Annotated in this window: 18 protein-coding genes and 1 tRNA gene; 9 read left to right on the forward strand and 10 right to left on the reverse strand. The window is 69.0% G+C overall.

All coding sequences use genetic code 11. The features are described 5' to 3' along the window. Window positions 1–8: 8 nt before the first annotated feature. The 3 genes from MUE36_10470 to MUE36_10480 all read right to left on the reverse strand — a co-directional run bounded on the left by MUE36_10470 (window position 9) and on the right by MUE36_10480 (window position 1,199). Entirely contained in the window at window positions 9–188 is a 180-nt protein-coding gene (locus MUE36_10470; GenBank protein ID MCU0311353.1) for a hypothetical protein, read from the reverse strand. A 109-nt stretch (window positions 189–297) separates the two neighbouring features. After that, window positions 298–666: a hypothetical protein gene (locus tag MUE36_10475; protein MCU0311354.1), complete on the reverse strand. Its 369-nt coding sequence runs from the start codon at window positions 664–666 to the stop codon at window positions 298–300. A 77-nt stretch (window positions 667–743) separates the two neighbouring features. Then, window positions 744–1,199 (reverse strand): hypothetical protein, encoded by a 456-nt coding sequence (locus tag MUE36_10480; GenBank protein ID MCU0311355.1) that lies wholly within the window; start codon window positions 1,197–1,199, stop codon window positions 744–746. A gap of 132 nt (window positions 1,200–1,331) precedes the next feature. On the opposite strand from MUE36_10480, the gene MUE36_10485 reads away from it, so the two are divergent. Continuing rightward, window positions 1,332–1,724 (forward strand): hypothetical protein, encoded by a 393-nt coding sequence (locus tag MUE36_10485; protein MCU0311356.1) that lies wholly within the window; start codon window positions 1,332–1,334, stop codon window positions 1,722–1,724. A gap of 50 nt (window positions 1,725–1,774) precedes the next feature. On the opposite strand, the gene MUE36_10490 is transcribed toward MUE36_10485, so the two are convergent. The 3 genes from MUE36_10490 to MUE36_10500 all read right to left on the reverse strand — a co-directional run bounded on the left by MUE36_10490 (window position 1,775) and on the right by MUE36_10500 (window position 4,269). Continuing rightward, the gene (locus MUE36_10490) at window positions 1,775–2,608 is read right to left on the reverse strand and encodes a tyrosine-type recombinase/integrase (protein ID MCU0311357.1); all 834 of its coding nucleotides are present in this window, start codon (window positions 2,606–2,608) and stop codon (window positions 1,775–1,777) included. A 156-nt stretch (window positions 2,609–2,764) separates the two neighbouring features. Next, the gene (locus MUE36_10495; GenBank protein MCU0311358.1) at window positions 2,765–3,256 is read right to left on the reverse strand and encodes a hypothetical protein; all 492 of its coding nucleotides are present in this window, start codon (window positions 3,254–3,256) and stop codon (window positions 2,765–2,767) included. Between the two features lie 290 nt (window positions 3,257–3,546). Further along, window positions 3,547–4,269 carry a hypothetical protein gene (locus MUE36_10500; protein ID MCU0311359.1) on the reverse strand — a complete coding sequence of 241 codons (723 nt, stop codon included), beginning with the start codon at window positions 4,267–4,269 and terminating at the stop codon, window positions 3,547–3,549. A 174-nt stretch (window positions 4,270–4,443) separates the two neighbouring features. Here MUE36_10500 and MUE36_10505 point away from each other — a divergent pair, with 174 nt between their 5' ends. Continuing rightward, complete coding sequence (locus MUE36_10505; GenBank protein ID MCU0311360.1) at window positions 4,444–4,707, forward strand: hypothetical protein; 264 nt, start codon at window positions 4,444–4,446, stop codon at window positions 4,705–4,707. A gap of 1,505 nt (window positions 4,708–6,212) precedes the next feature. Further along, window positions 6,213–6,971, forward strand: a complete 759-nt coding sequence (locus MUE36_10510; protein ID MCU0311361.1) for a hypothetical protein — start codon at window positions 6,213–6,215, stop codon at window positions 6,969–6,971. 346 nt (window positions 6,972–7,317) lie between these two features. On the opposite strand, the gene MUE36_10515 is transcribed toward MUE36_10510, so the two are convergent. Both MUE36_10515 and MUE36_10520 read right to left on the reverse strand, forming a co-directional pair. Beyond that, window positions 7,318–7,689 carry a hypothetical protein gene (locus MUE36_10515; GenBank protein ID MCU0311362.1) on the reverse strand — a complete coding sequence of 124 codons (372 nt, stop codon included), beginning with the start codon at window positions 7,687–7,689 and terminating at the stop codon, window positions 7,318–7,320. A gap of 584 nt (window positions 7,690–8,273) precedes the next feature. Beyond that, on the reverse strand, window positions 8,274–8,573 hold the full coding sequence (locus tag MUE36_10520) for a hypothetical protein (GenBank protein MCU0311363.1): 300 nt from the start codon (window positions 8,571–8,573) through the stop codon (window positions 8,274–8,276). 312 nt (window positions 8,574–8,885) lie between these two features. On the opposite strand from MUE36_10520, the gene MUE36_10525 reads away from it, so the two are divergent. The 3 genes from MUE36_10525 (at window position 8,886) to MUE36_10535 (ending at window position 10,574) form a co-directional block, all read left to right on the forward strand. Continuing rightward, the gene (locus MUE36_10525) at window positions 8,886–9,269 is read left to right on the forward strand and encodes a hypothetical protein (protein ID MCU0311364.1); all 384 of its coding nucleotides are present in this window, start codon (window positions 8,886–8,888) and stop codon (window positions 9,267–9,269) included. A gap of 150 nt (window positions 9,270–9,419) precedes the next feature. Beyond that, window positions 9,420–9,532, forward strand: a tRNA-Ala gene (locus tag MUE36_10530). 379 nt (window positions 9,533–9,911) lie between these two features. Next, window positions 9,912–10,574, forward strand: coding sequence for an MFS transporter (locus MUE36_10535; protein ID MCU0311365.1), 663 nt, complete (start codon window positions 9,912–9,914; stop codon window positions 10,572–10,574). A 102-nt stretch (window positions 10,575–10,676) separates the two neighbouring features. On the opposite strand, the gene MUE36_10540 is transcribed toward MUE36_10535, so the two are convergent. Together MUE36_10540 and MUE36_10545 are read right to left on the reverse strand one after the other, a co-directional pair. Further along, complete coding sequence (locus tag MUE36_10540; GenBank protein MCU0311366.1) at window positions 10,677–11,369, reverse strand: hypothetical protein; 693 nt, start codon at window positions 11,367–11,369, stop codon at window positions 10,677–10,679. 319 nt (window positions 11,370–11,688) lie between these two features. Next, a complete protein-coding gene (locus tag MUE36_10545; GenBank protein MCU0311367.1) occupies window positions 11,689–12,618 on the reverse strand; it encodes a TIGR03619 family F420-dependent LLM class oxidoreductase in 930 nt (309 codons plus the stop codon). 69 nt (window positions 12,619–12,687) lie between these two features. On the opposite strand from MUE36_10545, the gene MUE36_10550 reads away from it, so the two are divergent. From MUE36_10550 to MUE36_10560, 3 genes are all read left to right on the forward strand, one after another. After that, entirely contained in the window at window positions 12,688–13,458 is a 771-nt protein-coding gene (locus tag MUE36_10550; protein MCU0311368.1) for an SDR family oxidoreductase, read from the forward strand. A 14-nt stretch (window positions 13,459–13,472) separates the two neighbouring features. Further along, window positions 13,473–15,176, forward strand: a complete 1,704-nt coding sequence (locus MUE36_10555; GenBank protein MCU0311369.1) for an ABC transporter substrate-binding protein — start codon at window positions 13,473–13,475, stop codon at window positions 15,174–15,176. An 87-nt stretch (window positions 15,177–15,263) separates the two neighbouring features. Further along, window positions 15,264–16,586 carry an acyl-CoA dehydrogenase family protein gene (locus MUE36_10560; GenBank protein MCU0311370.1) on the forward strand — a complete coding sequence of 441 codons (1,323 nt, stop codon included), beginning with the start codon at window positions 15,264–15,266 and terminating at the stop codon, window positions 16,584–16,586. The last annotated feature ends 137 nt before the right edge of the window (window positions 16,587–16,723 follow it).

Here is a 16,723-nt window from a genome sequence, read left to right on the forward strand (position 1 = left end):
GAGCAGGGCTATGAGCGGGACTCGGCCTCGACCGTGAGCGTGAAGACCGTGTCCGGCAGGCCGAAGTCCAACAGGACTCGGTTGGCAGCGAGCCGCTCGAACCTCACCTGTGGTGAGCTCTCAGCGAGGGCGCTCGTCATCAAAGGTTCGAGCAGTTCCTCAACGATGTCCGCTGGTCCGATCTCCATCGTCGGATGCTGACACACCTCCCGGAGCACTGACCGGCGCGTCGAACCGACCGTCCAGAACGCCGGGATGGGGTGACAGTTCTGCCGCTGGTCCCACGGCAGCCTCTGGTCAGCTGAGCCGGACCCTGTAGCCGACGAAGACCAGATCCTCAGGCTCGCTCTCCCACCCGTCTGCACGGTCCACGGAGGTGATGACAGCGGTCCCCGCCACCGGGTAGCGGACGCCCTCCTTCGGTGCGAACTCGCACAAGACCGACTCGATGGACTCCACCTTCCCGGAGATCTCGATCCAGTCCTCGTCCGGCACATGGTGCTCTTCGGCAGCAGTCACTTCGGCCGCACTCGTCGGCCCGATGACCCATCCGAGATAGTCGAGGTCGATGTTGCGGGTAGCGGTCCACGCCACGAGCTCACCGACGGCGATGGGATCGCCACAGCACTGGATCTCCCAGCTCGTCACCCACACCACCTCCGCCATTCGGACAGCATGCCCGATGGCGAGGCAGAGGGTCACCTGCGTTCTGCGTGCCCCATTTCGCCGGGAGGGTGACACGGCTAACGGACGTCGCGGTGGCGAATGCGGCGGAGCCAACTCGTGATGGGCCGCCTGCTCGCCTCTTCGTGAATGTCCATGGGTTCCCAGGTCCACACACCCGGATCGACGAGAAGCTCCGTCCAGCCCACATGGCTCACACGATCACAGCGCTGAAGGAGTCCGGTGTCGAGCTCTTCGCCTAAGCCGATTCGTCGATCGAGGTACCAGTCCTCAGGAGTCGCCACGTCTTGACCTACGAACGCAATCCCAGGAACGGGGAGCCGGTCGTTACGGAATCGCACCCCCAGGATCTCGGAACCGCCCTGCTCTCTGAACCGAAGCACGAGCGACTCGCCCTCCACACGAATGCCTTCGCCGACCCAGGTCCGAAGGCCAGACGGCGGGGGCTCAAAGCTGTTCCAGAACGCGATGCCGTCCCAGTACTTCCGCAGGGCGTCGATCTCCTCTGGGGTCATGCCGGCCGCTTCGCCATGGCCCCAGCGTACGAGGAGCGGTGAGATGGGCCCCTCGAACGACCGTCCCCGAACACCAGCTGGGTGGGCCAGCCATCACTGGCAGACGGCCCGGCTTCGGACGATGCTGGCGCCGTGATCCGACGAATCCTCACCGCTGAGGAGTACCTGATCGACCTCGATGGACCCGTGCGCATCGGAGACACGATCGAGTGGTACACGGACGAGCTTGAAGGCTTCACGCCCTTTGAGGGTGTCATCCCTGGTGATGAGCTGGACTCGATGCTGCTCCTGGCGGGAGTGGAGATCGACGATGAGGATCAGGAGTGGATCGTCAAGGGAACCGTCACAGCCATCTCAGAGGTCCGGGTCGCTTACCGGCTCATGCCCGGCCAGCGAAACGTCTGGGAGTTCGTTGCCGGTTCAGGCCAGCTGGTCGAGCGCACCGAGTTCCTTCCCCACCACGGCGAGCCATTCAACCCCGACCACGATTTCTGCGGGTATCTCGTCACGGTTGACGACGCCTGACAACCGTTTCGTCCCGACGCCCCACCGCCCAATAACGCCGGGTTGGCGCGCTATCCGCCGGTGACGAATGCGGCAACGATGTAGGCGGCGTGGCGGTCGAGGTTCTGGCGGCGGTGGTCGTAGATCGTGGTGGTGCGTGGGTCGGCGTGGCGGGCGGCGATTTGCATGTCGCGCAGCGGGACCCCGGCGTCGAGGCCGGCCATGATGAACGCTGCCCGGAGCATGTGGGGGTGGACGTGTCCGAGCCCGCCCTTCCGGCCGACGGAGATGACCCAGCGGTGGGCGGTTCGCCGGTCGAGGCGTTGTCCGTCGGCTCGGCGGAGGATGGGTCCCTCCGTTCGTTCGCCGATGGCGAGGTCGATGGTTCGGCCAGTGCGCGGGACGAGCGGGATGAGTGCGGGTTTGGCGCCCTTGCCGAGGATCTTCAGGGTCCGGTGCCCGCGTTCGAACCCGAGGTCTTCGATGTTGGTCGCGCAGGCTTCGCTGACCCGCAGGCCGTTGAGGCCGAGCAGCACGGCGAGCGCTGCATGGTCATGGCCGATGCGCTCTGCGGTAAACAAGAATGTGCCGAGCGCGGCTCGGTCCATCCCCGGCGACTCGGTGGGGTGCACGGTCGGGCGGCGCACGTACTGCGCGGGGTTCGACGCGATGCGCCCGTCGATGTGCGCGAACCGGTAGAAGCCGCAGACGGTCGAGAGTCGGCGATCAACCGTGGACGGGGCGAGGTCTCGTTCTTCGAGGTGGACCCGGAACAGCTCGATGTGGGGTCGGGTGGCAGCCAGCACGTCGAGCCCGGCGTCGTGGGCCCACTGGAAGAACGAGCGCAGGTCGTGACGGTAGGCGTCGCGAGTGCGGCCGCTGTAGCGGGCCAAGAACGCGGCCACAGCGACATCGGCTTCGTCGGGGGCGTCCCAGCCGATTGCGGCTAGCAAGGTCGAGGAATGGCTGGTGGGTTGCATGAGAGGCCTCCTGGGCGTGTGGCCTCCAACCCACACCCGCATGTCCTCCTCCGCCACCCAAGTGCCGGCGGCGGCTGCTCCCTACATGCCCGGGATTGAAACCTCGTGCCGGGCCGCGAGCTCGGCGACCACGACCGCGACCGGGACCCCTCGACACTCTGCGCCGGCGCGGGTCAGCGCCACCGCGGCGAGGAGCCCGTAGCGCCAGAAGTCATCGGTGCGCCACCACGACACCTCCTCCAGAAGGTCAGGCTCGAGACCACCCGCAACCGCGGCGCTGCACAGCACCGCGTACTGGAACTTGCGGTTCTCCTTGCCGACGAGCTCGTACTCGGCGAGGTGCCGCTCACGAAGCCCCGAGTAGGTGATCGGGCCAGCGCCCGCTGCTGCGGTATCAGCCACGACCTCCGCTGCGAGGCCCACGAAGACCTCGCCCGGGAACGTGTCGTTCCTGGGATGCAGCCCGGCCACTGTGACGACCAGCTCGCTCACGTCCTGGCCGGCAGCGAGACCCACGAGCAGATGCCGGATCGCCTCGAGCCGATCCTCCTCCGTTGCCTTCGGCGTCACCACGAGACGAACCTACGCCAGCGGCTGCACCGACTCCACTGCCTCTCACCCTTGCCCCTCAAGGTGCCCCACCGCGTCCGAGAGTGCCGACGGTAGGGGATACCACTATGACGATGATCGCGACGCAGCATCGAGATTGGGCCTACGGGGCACCCATCCGGTCCGGGCTGGTTCTCGACCGATTCGGTCGTTGACCAGCCCGCACGTCGGCGAACGGCCCCTCTCAACGCTTTCGACCGTCTGCCCTCGGGGAGGGAGACGGCGGGACAGCCTTCCCAGCAGGAGGCCGAGGTTCAGGAACGGCCGACGAGGACTTCGGCGATCCTCGCGTCGAGGTCGATGATCACAACGCTGCCGTCCTCGGTATGCACGCGGTTGAACTGTGCGAGCCGCTCGGCGGGGATCTTGGAGAGGAAGTCCCGGAACCCTTCGAGCAGGACCGGCACCGCCGAATCGTCGAGGAACATCTTCCAGGTGAAGTCCTCGCCGTCATGCTGGACCGAGCGACGGATCAGGCCGAGATGAGCGACTCGGCCGTGGATCTGCGCGATGTCGTCGCTGAGCGGTTCTCCCTCGATCCAGTGCCACTTCGGCACGTAGTCCTTGGCGGTGACCGTCTCGGCCGGCCGGCCGGTCTCTCGCAGGAACTCGGCGATGCAGCGGGCATGGATCAGCGCTGCCTCCAGCAGGCTTTCGTCCACGAACACGTCGGCGCCGGGCATGCCGTCGATCGGCGGGACCCAGCCGTTGCCGATGCGAAGGAACCACGTGAGCTTCATGACCTCGTAGCGGATGTGGCTCACCATGTCGTCGAGCTGCTCGGGGGTCTTCGGGATAGGCGGGGAAGGCTTGATGACCTGAGCGGCGTCCGCAGGGTGAGCGATTGCCCAGGCTTGGAGGGCCCGGACTAGCGGGACCGGTATGGGGAAGGCGCCGCCTGGGTCAGCCCCGTCCAGAGCACGGAGCTGCTTCTTGATGACCGTCTGCACTGCACGTCCGATCTGCTCGGTGTCCACCTGGCCGCCGCCTCTCCTCCGCTTGGAAGGGAGTCTGGTCGCTATCTCGGATCAGCGCGGGCACTTGGAGCACCTCCAAGCCGGCGTTCTGGGATTGAGGGACGCTGCTGTCCGGCAGGGCCCGTTCAGCTCAAAGTCACCCGAGATCAACCTGTCCGCGAGAAGCTGCAGCACATGCTCGCGATAGGCGTTGCGCTGATCGTGGGGGGCGCCTACTGGCTGCTCACGACGCTGATCCACGCCCGATCGGAAGCGGACGTGGCGAGATCCGACGAGCGAGATCAGACGCTTCGTCGCGAGTTCGGCATCTTCTCCAGCAAAGCCCGGCAGGTGGAGTGGGTCTACCGGCGGACGTACGAGCATCCGGTTCTGATGCGCGTTCCGGGCTGCGCTTGCATCGCTACAGGGATCTTCCTGATCGTTCTTGCCGTCCGGTGAACCTCTGCCATCGTCACCCCGTCCCGGCGCTATGGGATGGTCGACTCGGTTCGGTCGGATTTCATCCGGTGAGCGGACGGGCGCGACGGCAGGGAGGCCGCGTACGAGCCGACTGCGACAGCAATGAACACTGCGCCCAGGTAGCCGAGGAGCTTCCATGGCGTTGGTGCGTCCGCCGAACCGACTCCGAGCGACACCGCCACGAACGAGCACACGCCGACCAGTCCACTGAAGATCCGCCAGATCATCTCCAGAGCCTCCCACAGGAGATCATCCAGTGCGCCCCTCACCCGGCGGTAGGTGACACTGCCGATGCTGCCTGGGCCGCCCCCGCTACGTTCGTCATGGTGACCCAGGCGGCGGCCTTCTCCCCAGTACGGCACAGAGCACCGATAGCGGTTCGCTTGATAGGCGTCGCGGGTGTGGTTGCTTTGGCCCTGGCGGCGATCAGCATCGCAACCGGAGTCCACCTCTGGATGCGTGCGACCGAAGGGCTTGTCTGCCCGAGCGGCACCGAGCTCGATGCAGGCGCTTGGGCGGACGCGTCGTGGTGCGTGTCCACCACAGGTGCCCTGAGCAACCCGTCGACGCGCACGGTCGGTTGGTTTGAGCCGGGGTGGTCTGCGCTACTGCTCGCTGCGGTTGTCGTCATGGCCGGTGCCGGTGGGTTCTGGGCCGCGCGAGCGATCTGGCGTCGATAGGTCTGCTGGACGTGTCACACCGCCCCGGCGTTTCGGGACGGTCGCTTCGCCGCTCCGGTGGCGGCACGACGGGTCGTGGCGCGAGTACCTCGGGCTCGTGTCACCCGCGAACGACGGCTGCGACTACATAGGGGGTGGTGACGGGCGATCGGTCGGACGAACAGGTCTACGCGGCGTGCGCAGCCGAACTGACGCGCTTCGCTGCGACCCTTGTCGGACCAGGTGACGCCCCTGATGTCGTGAGCGATGCGGTGATCTCAGCGCTGCGTTCGAGCCATTGGGGCGAGGCCCGCAACAAGAGAGCCTTGCTCTTCAGGGCAGTACTGCTCACTTCGAAGTCCTGGCACCGATCCGAACACCGCAGGCGCAGCCGAGACACGCGGTTCACTGCTTCGGCGCACCTTCCGACGGTGGTCGAGGAACCAGAGGACGTCCACTGGGCGTTGAGGGGCCTCAGTTCCCAACAGCGGGCCGTGGTGTTCCTGACCTACTGGGGTGACATGACTCCGGCGAGTTCCGCCGAGTTGCTCGGGATCTCGGAAGGCTCGGTCCGCAGGCAGCTCGCTCGTGCGCGACGACAACTTCGGGAGGTGCTCGATGCCAGATCGCAGCCTTGACGATCAGATCTCGGCCGTCGTTCGCGAGGTCGTCGACGCCACGCCGCCGCCGCCACCCTTCCCTGCCGAGGCGGTCTCAGCGTCCGGTACTCGAGGCGACTTCGAGCCGTACCCGGTCGTGGAGCGCGGGCCAGCAGCGAGGGGCCGCCGTCGACCTGCACTGGTGGCAGCGGCGACCCTGTTCGTCGTGGCAGTGATCGTGGTCGGTCTTGTCCTGCGCGGCGAAGACCGTTCGAGTGTCACAGCGGGCACGATCACCGTGGCCCACGAGGTCGTCGAGTACCGACAGCAGGCAGACCCGGCGTGCCCAGGCGCGGCGGTGACCGGCCAGTTCGAGTCGATGACGATCGAGACTTGGTGGGACCTCGAGCGCAGCCAGTGGCGCCAGAAGGTGCGCTATCCGGATGGGTCGAGCCGAACGACCATCGCGTTCGGCAACCCGTCGATCCCGACCCAGGTGTTCCTCCAAGGCGAGTGGCAGGGCCAGACGGTCCGCTGCGGGGCGAGCGGCATCGTCGTGACCGAACCGGGCCAGAGCTACGTCTACCTGATCGACCCACCCGAAGGCCTACCTGCCCCGCCAGGTCTCCCTGCTGGGCAGGACTACCGCGACATCAACCGGGGCACCCAGGTCCCAGGGCAGTTCACGGACTCGCTCGGCCGTACCACTGAGAAGTGGGAGAAGGTCATCACAGGATTCGACGACGCCGGCCCGATCACGCAGATCTCGACATGGTGGGTCGACCCCTCAACCGGACGCGTCCTCGAGTTCCGCTTCGTCAACTACGTCGACGGGCCCGGCAAGTACAGCTGGACGGCGACGCTCGTCGAACACGACCAGCAGGACGTGCCCTCAACCAGCTTCGACCCGACGGGTTTCACCGAGCTCGACACCGGCGCGGCCCCGTCGCCCGAGACCACTGCCCCCTGGCCACCGCAGTCTTGATCGGTTCGAGATCGAGCGCCGATGAAGGCATCCCAGCTACCCGGCGCTATGCAGCACCCAGCTGGGCACCCGCGACCAATGCGCGAGATGGCTGTACCGGTCCTGCGTCCCCGTCCTGGCGAGTGCAGCGGCTGCCAATGACCACTGCGAAGACCAGGAGGGCCGCGAAGAATGCGGCGATGATCCACTGCGTTCTCGCCTCAGGTGTCACGGGGTCTCCCCAGCGGCCCAGCTGCGGCCGATGCAGCCGGGCAAGCGTCGATCGTCCGAGCGTAAGACGACGTGAGCCGATCCCCGGTTCCCGTGTCCCCCGCTCCCGGCGTTATGGGGCGGTGACGCATCCGGGCTACTTGACGAACCACCGCCGGAGGACAAGTCCAGTGGCGGGGTCAACCTCGCACCGGTCAGACCAAGCACTGGCGATCAGTCTTCCGTCGCTCATCTGGAGACCTGTGGTCCAGCTCTTCATGTCACTCGGTGAGTGCGCTACCCACACCACTTCGCCCGTCGGCCGAAGCCGAACCAGATTGTCGAATGGGTGCCACGACTCGATGCCCGGCGGTCGGTCCATCGGGTCAAGGACTGCGACGCAGTCGTCGCTGTCGGGAAGTTCGACGACCTCGAGGACCTGAGATCCCATCGGCTTCCCGCGCCAGTGGTCGTCCTGCATGCCGACGAACCATGCCTCGCCGTTCTCGACCTGCCACCGCGGTGCCATCGACCGATCCTGTCATCCGGGCAGCGTCCGGACCTGCGTCCATGAGCGTCACCCAGTCCCGGCGATAGGGGACACGTCAGGTTCCTTGATCGATGCTGCCTGCCATCAAGGCCCGACTACGACACCGTGGGCTTCCAGCTCCGCCTGAACCTGCGCCGGTGAGAGTGCACCTCCGACGATCCGTATCCGCTTCGATGGACCACTACCTGGCATCGGAGTGATGACCAGCGTCCAACCTGGCCGCAACAGCCCACCGCCGATGTGGCCCACGTTCACGCTGGAGATCTCCCTCAATGCGATCGAGTAGGCGCGGTCCGGGATGAACCATCCGAATCGACCATCTCGGTGAAACGTGAAGGTCCCGGCGGAAGCGTCAACCGTGGGGCTCGGGATCGCTGCCATACGCATGTAGATGAGCCCGAGGGGAAGGCACGGCACAGCGATGAGCAGCCCGAGAGGGACCGACGAAACGGACATCCCCCCAAACAGCGGAAGCGTCACAAACATGAACCCAAGGGTGAACACCTGTCGCCGTTCACTCGTGTTGTCATCGCCGAGCCAACTGTGCACGCCACCCACTCGTTTCAGCCGCCAGAACCCTCATCCGCGGACGTAGCGCCCCGACCTTGCTCAACGTCCTTGATTCCGCGGCGCATCTTCTCGGAAGCGAGCCTCGCACACTCCCAGATGTAGTTGACGGCCCTGAGAACCGACTGAGCTCGGGCAGCCGTCCCGGGCATCCTTGATGTGCCGGGAGGTGTCACACAGTCCCGGCGATAGGGGACCGATCGGAGTCCGTCGACGATCGTGGCGAGGGTTCGAAGGATGAACACGAGCGCGATCACCGGGATGATCATCGCGATGGCGAGGAGAATGAAGCCCATCACGCAAGCCTTCCACGAGACTCGGGCGGATCGCCTCGAAAAGTAGGGGGAGCCAGGCGTGATGTCTCACCGACCCGGCGTTCAGGGACGGTTCGATGCCAGGCGTGGGAGGCTTCACCGGTGCGGACGAAATCAGAGACCGTTTACGGGGATCCACCGCTGTCCTCGGGCTCCAGAGGTAGGGCAGCCATAGCGCTCGTCCTCTGGGTCATGTGTGTCATTGGCGTGTTGGCGGCGGCTGGAGCGGCCATTCTCTGGCTCGTCAGGCCCGAGTCCGATCAGCCTCATGTCCCTGGGTCGGAAGCTGCGCCGGTGGGTAGTGCCGCCGAGCTCCAGTCGAGACTGCAGGATGCGGGTTTGCCTTGCACCGAGTCGAAACCCTTCGATCCCTCGGCCGACATGCCACCCGACGCCATCGACTATCCATTGCCGGACTCTCGGCAATGCATCGCCAACCGCGAGCGCGTCGTCATCCTCGTCTACCGGAACCAGGAAGATCGCGCGCGGGCGATGAGCATGGGGCACATCAACTTCGACCTCTGCCGTGCGGGCGACGGCGTGGATCACTGGGACAGCATCGCTGGGAGCAACTGGCGTATCGCGACGACCGCCGGGCCGGACCTACTCGACGCCGTGCAGCCAGTTCTGGATCCGCAAGCTGCGTTGGAGCCGATCAGCTGTCAGTTCGTCGACTGACGAGCGACCCGGCTCGAAAGGGCATCTCAGAAGTGCCGGTAGGGGACGCCCGGGGACGACGAGTGAGAGCCCGGTGGGTCGACCCACTGAGCTATTAGGTCGCTGCGTCGCAGCGGGCCTTCGCGCCGACTGGACCGCATATCCGCATTTGCCCAGCTCAGCTGGACGGGGCGGCACTGAACAGCACCACTTGCACTGTGCAGGCGACACTTAAACCCCCCAGCCCCTCCGGGGGCGTGTGGGTTCGAACCCCACCCCGGGCACCGCGACCACACGGTCCACTCGCCACTCGTCACTCGTCACTCGCCGGGGCCGTCGCCGTGCACCCGCCAGCGGGAAGGGTCGCAGGCCGCGAGCTCGAACGCCGTGGTCACTGTGGTCTCGTCGGACCGTGCAGCGGTTGTCCCGCCCGGACCGCTCGCCACCCGACAGACTCGAACCGATGAGTGCCACCGAGTCCGCCGCCGCCCCGGTGCGGTTGGGGCTGCGGGAGAACCTGCCCCAGTTCCTGTTGCTGGTGGCGGTCAACGCGCTGGTCGGGGGGATGATCGGTCAGGAGCGCACGGTGCTGCCGTTGCTGGCCACCGACGAGTTCGGGCTCACCGCGTTCTCCGCAACGCCGTGCACGAAGCGGCGAGCCACTTGCCCGACGACGCCGCGTTGCACGGCGGGGCGAGCACCGGTCAGGTGTTCGCCCTCACCTCGTTCCGCGAGAAGGCGCTGTCGTCGTGCTCGCAGGCCGGTCTGGTGAACAACCTCAACGACGGACTCGCGTGGGGCCTGTTCCCCCTGTACTTCGCCGCCGCCGGCCTCTCGGTCGGACGCATCGGTGTCCTCGCCGCCCTGTACCCGGCGGTGTGGGGGCTCGGTCAGCTCGTCACCGGGGCCCTGTCCGACCGCATCGGCCGCAAACCGCTCATCGTCGGCGGCATGCTCACCCAGGCCACGGCGATCGCGCTCATCGCCGCCACCGAGGGCTTCGCGGTCTGGGCGGCCGGAGCGATGCTGCTCGGTGCCGGCACCGCGATGGTCTACCCGACGCTGCTGGCCGCCATCGGTGACGTCGCGCACCCGGCGTGGCGGGCCCGCTCGGTCGGGGTCTACCGGCTGTGGCGCGACGGCGGGTTCGCCGTCGGTGCGCTGCTCGCCGGGCTGCTCGCCGACGCGTTCGACATCGAGGTCGCGATCTGGGCGGTTGCTGCGCTCACCGCCGCATCGGGCATCGTGGTCCTGGTGCGCATGTACGAGACCCACCCACGCCACGACCGCATGCCGATCCCCGACGACGTCGACCTCGAGAGCTGACGCCGTCGACCCCGGACGTGCCAAGAGGGCTTGTGGCACGACGCGCCGGTCCGGGGCGGCGGAACCGCCCCGGACCAGGTGTCGAGATCGACGGCTCTCGGCTCAGTCGAGCGGGAAGAGGGCCTTGAGGTCCACCGGGCGCAGCACGCCGGCGATGACGTGCACGGTCCCGTTGCTGGCCGGGACGGTGCGGCCGACGTAGAACGGGTCGAGGTCGTTCTTGTCGCCGTCCTGGAGCCCCACGAACCCGAAGAAGTTGAACGGGTCGATCTGGTTGGTGAGCAGATCAGGGACGCCGAAGGTGTTCGCCGCGGTGATGTTCTTCCCGAAGGCGCGGCGCGGGAGGTTGGTGATGTTCTCCCCGGTCACGTGGTAGAGCACCGTCTCGGTCAGGGCGGCGGCGCCGGAGACACCGGGGAGAGCGGTCGGCTTGCCGGCGATCTCCAGGAGCGCGTCGAGCACGGCCTGCTCGCTGAGACGCCAGACCGGGGTGTTGGTGAGGTCGGCGACGAGGCCGCGGAACGAAGCGTCGGCGGGCGCAAAGACCGTGGCGTTCTGCAGTCCGGCAACATCGTCGGCCAGGCCGAGCTCCTGCACGGCGGCCAGGAGGATGTCGAAGTCGCTCCAGTTGCGGTCGGTGCGCTGCCCTGCGGCGTTGTCGTTGGCGCTCGACGCCACGATCTCGACGATGGACGGGCGGGCGGGGGAGCTGGCGCCGGCGGGGGCGGCGACGGCGATGCTGCCGAGCAGGGCGGAGCCGGCGACGGCGCCGGCCAGGAACTTCTTGATCTTCATCAGGGGTCTCCTCGAGTGCGGCACGGGTCCGTTCGCCCGTGACGCTGGTACTACGGAGCCCCCTCGTCGCTGGATGAGGATCTCGGGAAGTTCACCTCCGATTCACCGGCGGGCCCATCGCCGGCTCCGGTCGCCACCGCTGAGCGGCCAGAATGGCGGGGTGTACATCCTCGGTTCGGGCATCATCATCTTCCTCCTCCTCGCCTTCGTCGTCGTCGGCGTGTGGCTCTCCCAGCAGCGCAAACGCCGCGAGTACGAAGCCGGCGAGCGCGACGAGGGCTGACGGCGCACTGCGGGGGCGGCCGGGTCGCCGGAGGACTCAGGTCTCGAGGGGGAGGAGCGCGTCGGCCATCCGGCCCAGCTCGGCGTCCCAGTCGTCGGCGTCGCCGAGGGGCATGACCACGAACTTCGTGGCGCCCGCGGCGACGAACTCCCCCAACCGGGCGGGGAGCTCGCCGAACCCCGGCACCACCGCTCGGGGGTCGAGACCCGGGCGGCGTCGTTCGACGAGCTCGGCGATGCGATCGGGCACCGGGCCGTCGCAGTAGGTGACCAGCACCCCGTAGTGCTCAGGGTCGGGCACCCGTCCGGCCTGCCGCGCCGCCTCCTCGATCACGGGGATGCCGGCGGCCACGTCGTCGGGGGTGCAGAACGAGGGCAGCCAACCGTCGCCGATGCGCCCCACCCTGCGCAGCTCGCTCGGCGCGATGCCGCCCAGCCACACGTCGACCCGATCCTGGCGGGGCCGCGGGAGCACCCGCACCCCCTCGAGGTCGAAGAACTCGCCGTGGTGCGTGACCGGCTCACCCGACCACAGCGCCCGCATCAGGCCCAGCGCCTCGTCGAGGCGCCGCCCGCGCTCCTCCCGACGTACCCCGAAGGCCTGCTGCTCGACCGGGTCCACCGCCCCGAGCCCCACGGCGGGGAGGAAGCGCCCCGACGACAACACGTCGAGGGTGGCCATCTCCTTGGCCAGCACCACCGGGTTGCGCCCGGGGACGACGAGGACCGACGTGCCGAGCTTCAGTCGTTCGGTCCGCCCGGCGGCCACCGCCAGGGCGACCATCGGGTCGGGCGCCGGTCCGCTGATGCGTTCCGAGAGCCAGAGGCTGTCGAAGCGCAGGGCCTCCAACCGGTCGACGAGGCCGGCGAAGGCGGCACCGGTCGCCGCCGTGGTCGTCGTGCCGAGCCCCACCCCGACCCGGACCTTCGTGCCGCGCGGCGAGACGGGGGCGGTCGTGGCGGGCATCGGGCGATCCTCCCACGGGCCGGGGGGTGGCGCCGGCGCCGGGGTCGACGCCGAGTACCGTCATCGCCCGTGCCGGATCTCGCCGTCGACCACCTGTTCCGACTCGACGGAAAGGTGGCGCTGGTCACCGGGGCCTCGAGCGGTCTCGGCGAGCGCTTCGCCCGGGTGCTCCACGCCGCCGGCGCGATCCCCGTCGTCACCGCCCGACGCGCCGACCGGCTCGACGCCCTCGTCGCCGACCTCCCCGGCGCCGTGGCCGTGCCCTGCGACATCACCGACGAGGACGACCTGCACCGCCTGGTGACGGTCGCCGAGGAGGTGCGCGGCCGCATCGACGTGCTCGTCAACAACGCCGGCGTCACCGACCCCGTGCCGAGCGAGGACGAGACCCCCGAGCACTATCGCCGGATCATGGACGTGAACCTCGACGCCGTGGTGCGGCTCTCCCAGCTCGTCGGCCGTCGCATGCTCGACGCCGGAGCCGGTTCGATCGTGAACGTCGCGTCGATCTTCGGCACGGTGGCGTCGTCCCCGATCAACGAGGCCAGCTACGTGGCCTCCAAGCACGCCGTGGTGGGCCTCACCCGCCAGCTCGGCACCGAGTGGATCCGCAGGGGGGTCCGGGTCAACGCCCTCGCCCCCGGCTGGTTCCGCACCGAGATGGCCGAGGTCATGTTCAACGATCCGGCGTCGATCGAGTACGTGCGCCGCAACACCCCCGCCGGACGTGGCGGGGAGCCGCACGAGCTCGACGGGGCGCTGCTGTTCCTCGCCTCCGACGCCAGTACCTACGTGACCGGCCACGTGCTCGCCGTCGACGGCGGGTGGACCGCCCGGTGACGCTCGTGCGCCGCGTGCTCGCGATCACGGGTGTGGCCGTGGCCCTGGCCCTCGTCGCCGTGGGGTGCACCGACGACGAGCAGGCGGTGCCGACCACCGTGCCGCCTCCCGCGCCGGTGGCCCCGGTTCCGATGCCCGGCGGCACGCTCCGGGTGGCCAGCGGGGTGCTCCCGACGGACTGGAGCCCGGCGGCCCAGGTCTGGGACACCTCGGCCCAGCAGGTGGCTCGCGGCCTGTACGACCGGCTGGCGGCCTACGACGTCGACAACGTGGCCCAGCCCGAGCTGGCCGAGGCGATCACCTCCGACCCCACGTCGACGCGCTGGACGATCCGCCTGCGCCGGGGCGTCTTCTTCCAGGACGGCACGACGCTGCACGCCGACGACGTGGTGGCCAACCTCGAGGCGCAGCGCCGGTCGCCGGTCGGCCTTCGTCTGCTCGCCCCGGTCGCCGACGTGACCGCCACCGACAGCCGTACGGTCGTCGTCACGACGAACGCGCCCTGGTCCACCTTCGCCGAGGTCCTCGCCTCGCAGGTCGGCACGATCGCCTCCCCGGCGACGCTCGCCGCCGGCGGGTCGACGCCGCCCGTGGGGACCGGCCCCTTCCGATGGGCCGGCGTCGATCCGCCCGACGACTCGCCGGCGTCCGGCCCCCGCACCCAGGGTGCGCTGCGCCTCGAGCGCAGCCCGCTGTACTGGCGGGGCGGGCTGCCCCTCCTCGACGGCGTCACCTTCCCGGTCGTCGCCGAGCCCAGTCTGCGGGTCAGCGCCGTCCTTGCCGGAGCGGCGGACATGGTGACGGCCGACCGCCCCGCGCAGCTGGCCCGCCTCGATCGTGCCGCCGCCGCCGGCGAGGTGCGCCTCGTGGAGGACCGCAACGCCGAGGCCCCGAAGGTGGTCGTGGCGCTCAACACCGCCCGCGCCCCCTTCGACGCCATCACCGCGCGCCGGGCCGTGGCGCTCGGCACCGACCGGGAGGAGCTGCGCGAGCGGGCGCTCCGGGGTCAGGGCACGGCGGCGCGGGGCATCATCTCCGATCCGTCGCCGTGGTTCACCGACCTCCCCGAGCCGGTCCCCGACACGACCCGGGCGCAGGGCGAGGTCGACGCGTACGTCGAGGAGTTCGGCGTGCCCATCGCCGCCGAGCTGCTCGTGCCCCGCGACCCGTTCCTGCTCGACGTCGCCCGGCTGTGGCGGGCGCAACAGGCGGCCATCGGCGTCGAGATCACCATCCGGCCGGTGACCGAGGACGAGCTGCGGGACCTCACCAGGCTCGGCCAGTACCAGGCGGCGATGTTCGTGGGGTTCACGAGCCCTCATCCCGACCTGTACGAACCCGTGCTCGGCGGCCTGCCCGGGGAGCAGCCGGCCGTGAACGTCAACATCACGAGGTACGTGAACCCGGTCGTCACCGAGGCCTTCGCCGACGCCCGCGCCACCACGGACCCCGCCGTGCAGGTGGAGGCCTACCGGATCGTGCAGGAGCAGCTCTTCCTCGACCTGCCCTGGGTCTTCCTGCTCCAGTTGCGCCAGGTCGTGGCCGTCGCCCCACAGGTCCGCGACGCGGCCGAGTGGATGATGGCGTCCGGTGAGCGGGGACTGGGCCAGGAGGGGGCCACCGTGTCCCTGGCGCAGGTGTGGCTCGGCGAGGCCGAGGACGCCGGGTCGGAGGGGTCGGTCGGCGCGGGCGCCGCAGCGTCCGATCCGCCCGCTTGATCCGCGTCGGCGTTCGCCGCCGCCGGACGGGAGGGCCAGACTGGGGCGCGTGGCGCCGACCACGGCGCGGGACGAGTGGGGGGCCGAGTGACCGACACCACCGAGACGAAGGCCGACGCGGTGTTCGACGAGCTGCGTGACTGGCTGGCGGACAACTGGGATCCGGACCTCTCCGTGGGGGAGTGGTGGCAGCGCCTCGGCCTCGCCGGCTGGTCGGCCCCGAGTCTCCCGACGAACGCGTACGGACGGGGGCTGTCCCGCAACGACACCGTGCGCGTGCAGCGCACGATCGCCGACGCCGGTGCGCTCGGAGCCCCCGGTGGTCTCGGACTCCTGCTCGCCGCCCCCACGATCGCCACCCACGGCGACCAGGAGCAGATCGACCTGTACGTGCGCGACATCGTCACCGGGACGAGAGCCTGGTGCCAGCTGTTCAGCGAGCCCGGGGCCGGCTCCGACCTCGCCGGTCTCACCTGTCGGGCCGTGCGTGACGGTGACGAGTGGGTCGTCAACGGCCAGAAGGTCTGGACGACGTTCGGCCACATCGCCGATCTCGGCATGCTCATCGCCCGCACCGACCCCGACGTGCCGAAGCACCAGGGGATCACGTGGTTCGCGATCGGGATGCACCAACCGGGCATCGAGGTCCGGCCGCTCGTGGAGATGACGGGCCACGCCATGTTCAACGAGGTCTTCCTCACCGACGCACGGGTGGCCGACTCCGCGGTGATCGGCGGTCGCAACAACGGGTGGGCCGTCACCAACAGCACGCTCATGTTCGAGCGGGCCGGCCTCGGCTCCGGCGGTGGGTCCGAAGCGGGTGGTGCGGCGCTGCCCGGCAGCGTCGCCGGCCACCTCGAGCGGCGGGCCGGGGACTTCGTCACCCCCACCGGCCGTCCCAGGCGTCCCGGGGGTGGGTCGACGACGTCGATGGTGAGCAGCGCCAAGCTGCTGATCGATCTGGCCGAGGGGAACGGCACCGCCGGCGACCCGGGGATCCGTCAGGACCTCGTCCGCCTCCACACGCTCGGCGAGCTCGGGCGCTACAACACGCTGCGGGTGAAGGCGGCCCGCCAGGCCGGTCGCGAGGTGCCGGGCATGGCCAACATCTCGAAGCTCTCCATGAGCGACATCATGCGGTTGTCGCGCGACCTCGGGCTGCGCATCGTCGGCGCCTCCGGCATGCTCCACGCCTACGCCGACGAGGACCGGGCGGCGATCGACGAGGCGACCGGCAACCCCTTTCTCGCCGCGGTCACCGGTTCGGCGCTGTGGGCCCAGGGTCCGCCCATCTACGGCGGTACCGACCAGATCCAGCGGAACATCATCGCCGAGCGCGTGCTGGGTCTCCCCAAGGAACCCAACGAGGACAAGACCAAGCCGTTCTCCGAGCTCCCCCGCAACGGCTGACGTCGGCCGCGGCCCTCGGACGGTCGCCGACCGCCCGGACCGCCCGGGTGTCAGACCGGTGAGCCGGCGAAGGGGCAGTGGCTGTTTTACGGCCTGCACTCGCTGGATGCCCCGGCCAGCGTGGATGAGTTCAAATT

Source organism: Acidimicrobiales bacterium, assembly GCA_025455885.1.
Taxonomy (GTDB): Bacteria; Actinomycetota; Acidimicrobiia; order Acidimicrobiales; family Acidimicrobilacustridaceae; genus Rhabdothermincola_A.

Bases quoted from the DNA above. Each gene is read 5' to 3' on its own strand.
- MUE36_10470 (MCU0311353.1), bottom strand. From the start codon at position 188: ATGGAGATCGGACCAGCGGACATCGTTGAGGAACTGCTCGAACCTTTG.
- MUE36_10475 (MCU0311354.1), bottom strand. From the start codon at position 666: ATGGCGGAGGTGGTGTGGGTGACGAGCTGGGAGATCCAGTGCTGTGGC.
- MUE36_10480 (MCU0311355.1), bottom strand. From the start codon at position 1,199: ATGACCCCAGAGGAGATCGACGCCCTGCGGAAGTACTGGGACGGCATC.
- MUE36_10505 (MCU0311360.1), top strand. From the start codon at position 4,444: ATGCTCGCGATAGGCGTTGCGCTGATCGTGGGGGGCGCCTACTGGCTG.
- MUE36_10515 (MCU0311362.1), bottom strand. From the start codon at position 7,689: ATGGCACCGCGGTGGCAGGTCGAGAACGGCGAGGCATGGTTCGTCGGC.
- MUE36_10520 (MCU0311363.1), bottom strand. From the start codon at position 8,573: ATGGGCTTCATTCTCCTCGCCATCGCGATGATCATCCCGGTGATCGCG.
- MUE36_10540 (MCU0311366.1), bottom strand. From the start codon at position 11,369: ATGAAGATCAAGAAGTTCCTGGCCGGCGCCGTCGCCGGCTCCGCCCTG.
- MUE36_10545 (MCU0311367.1), bottom strand. From the start codon at position 12,618: ATGCCCGCCACGACCGCCCCCGTCTCGCCGCGCGGCACGAAGGTCCGG.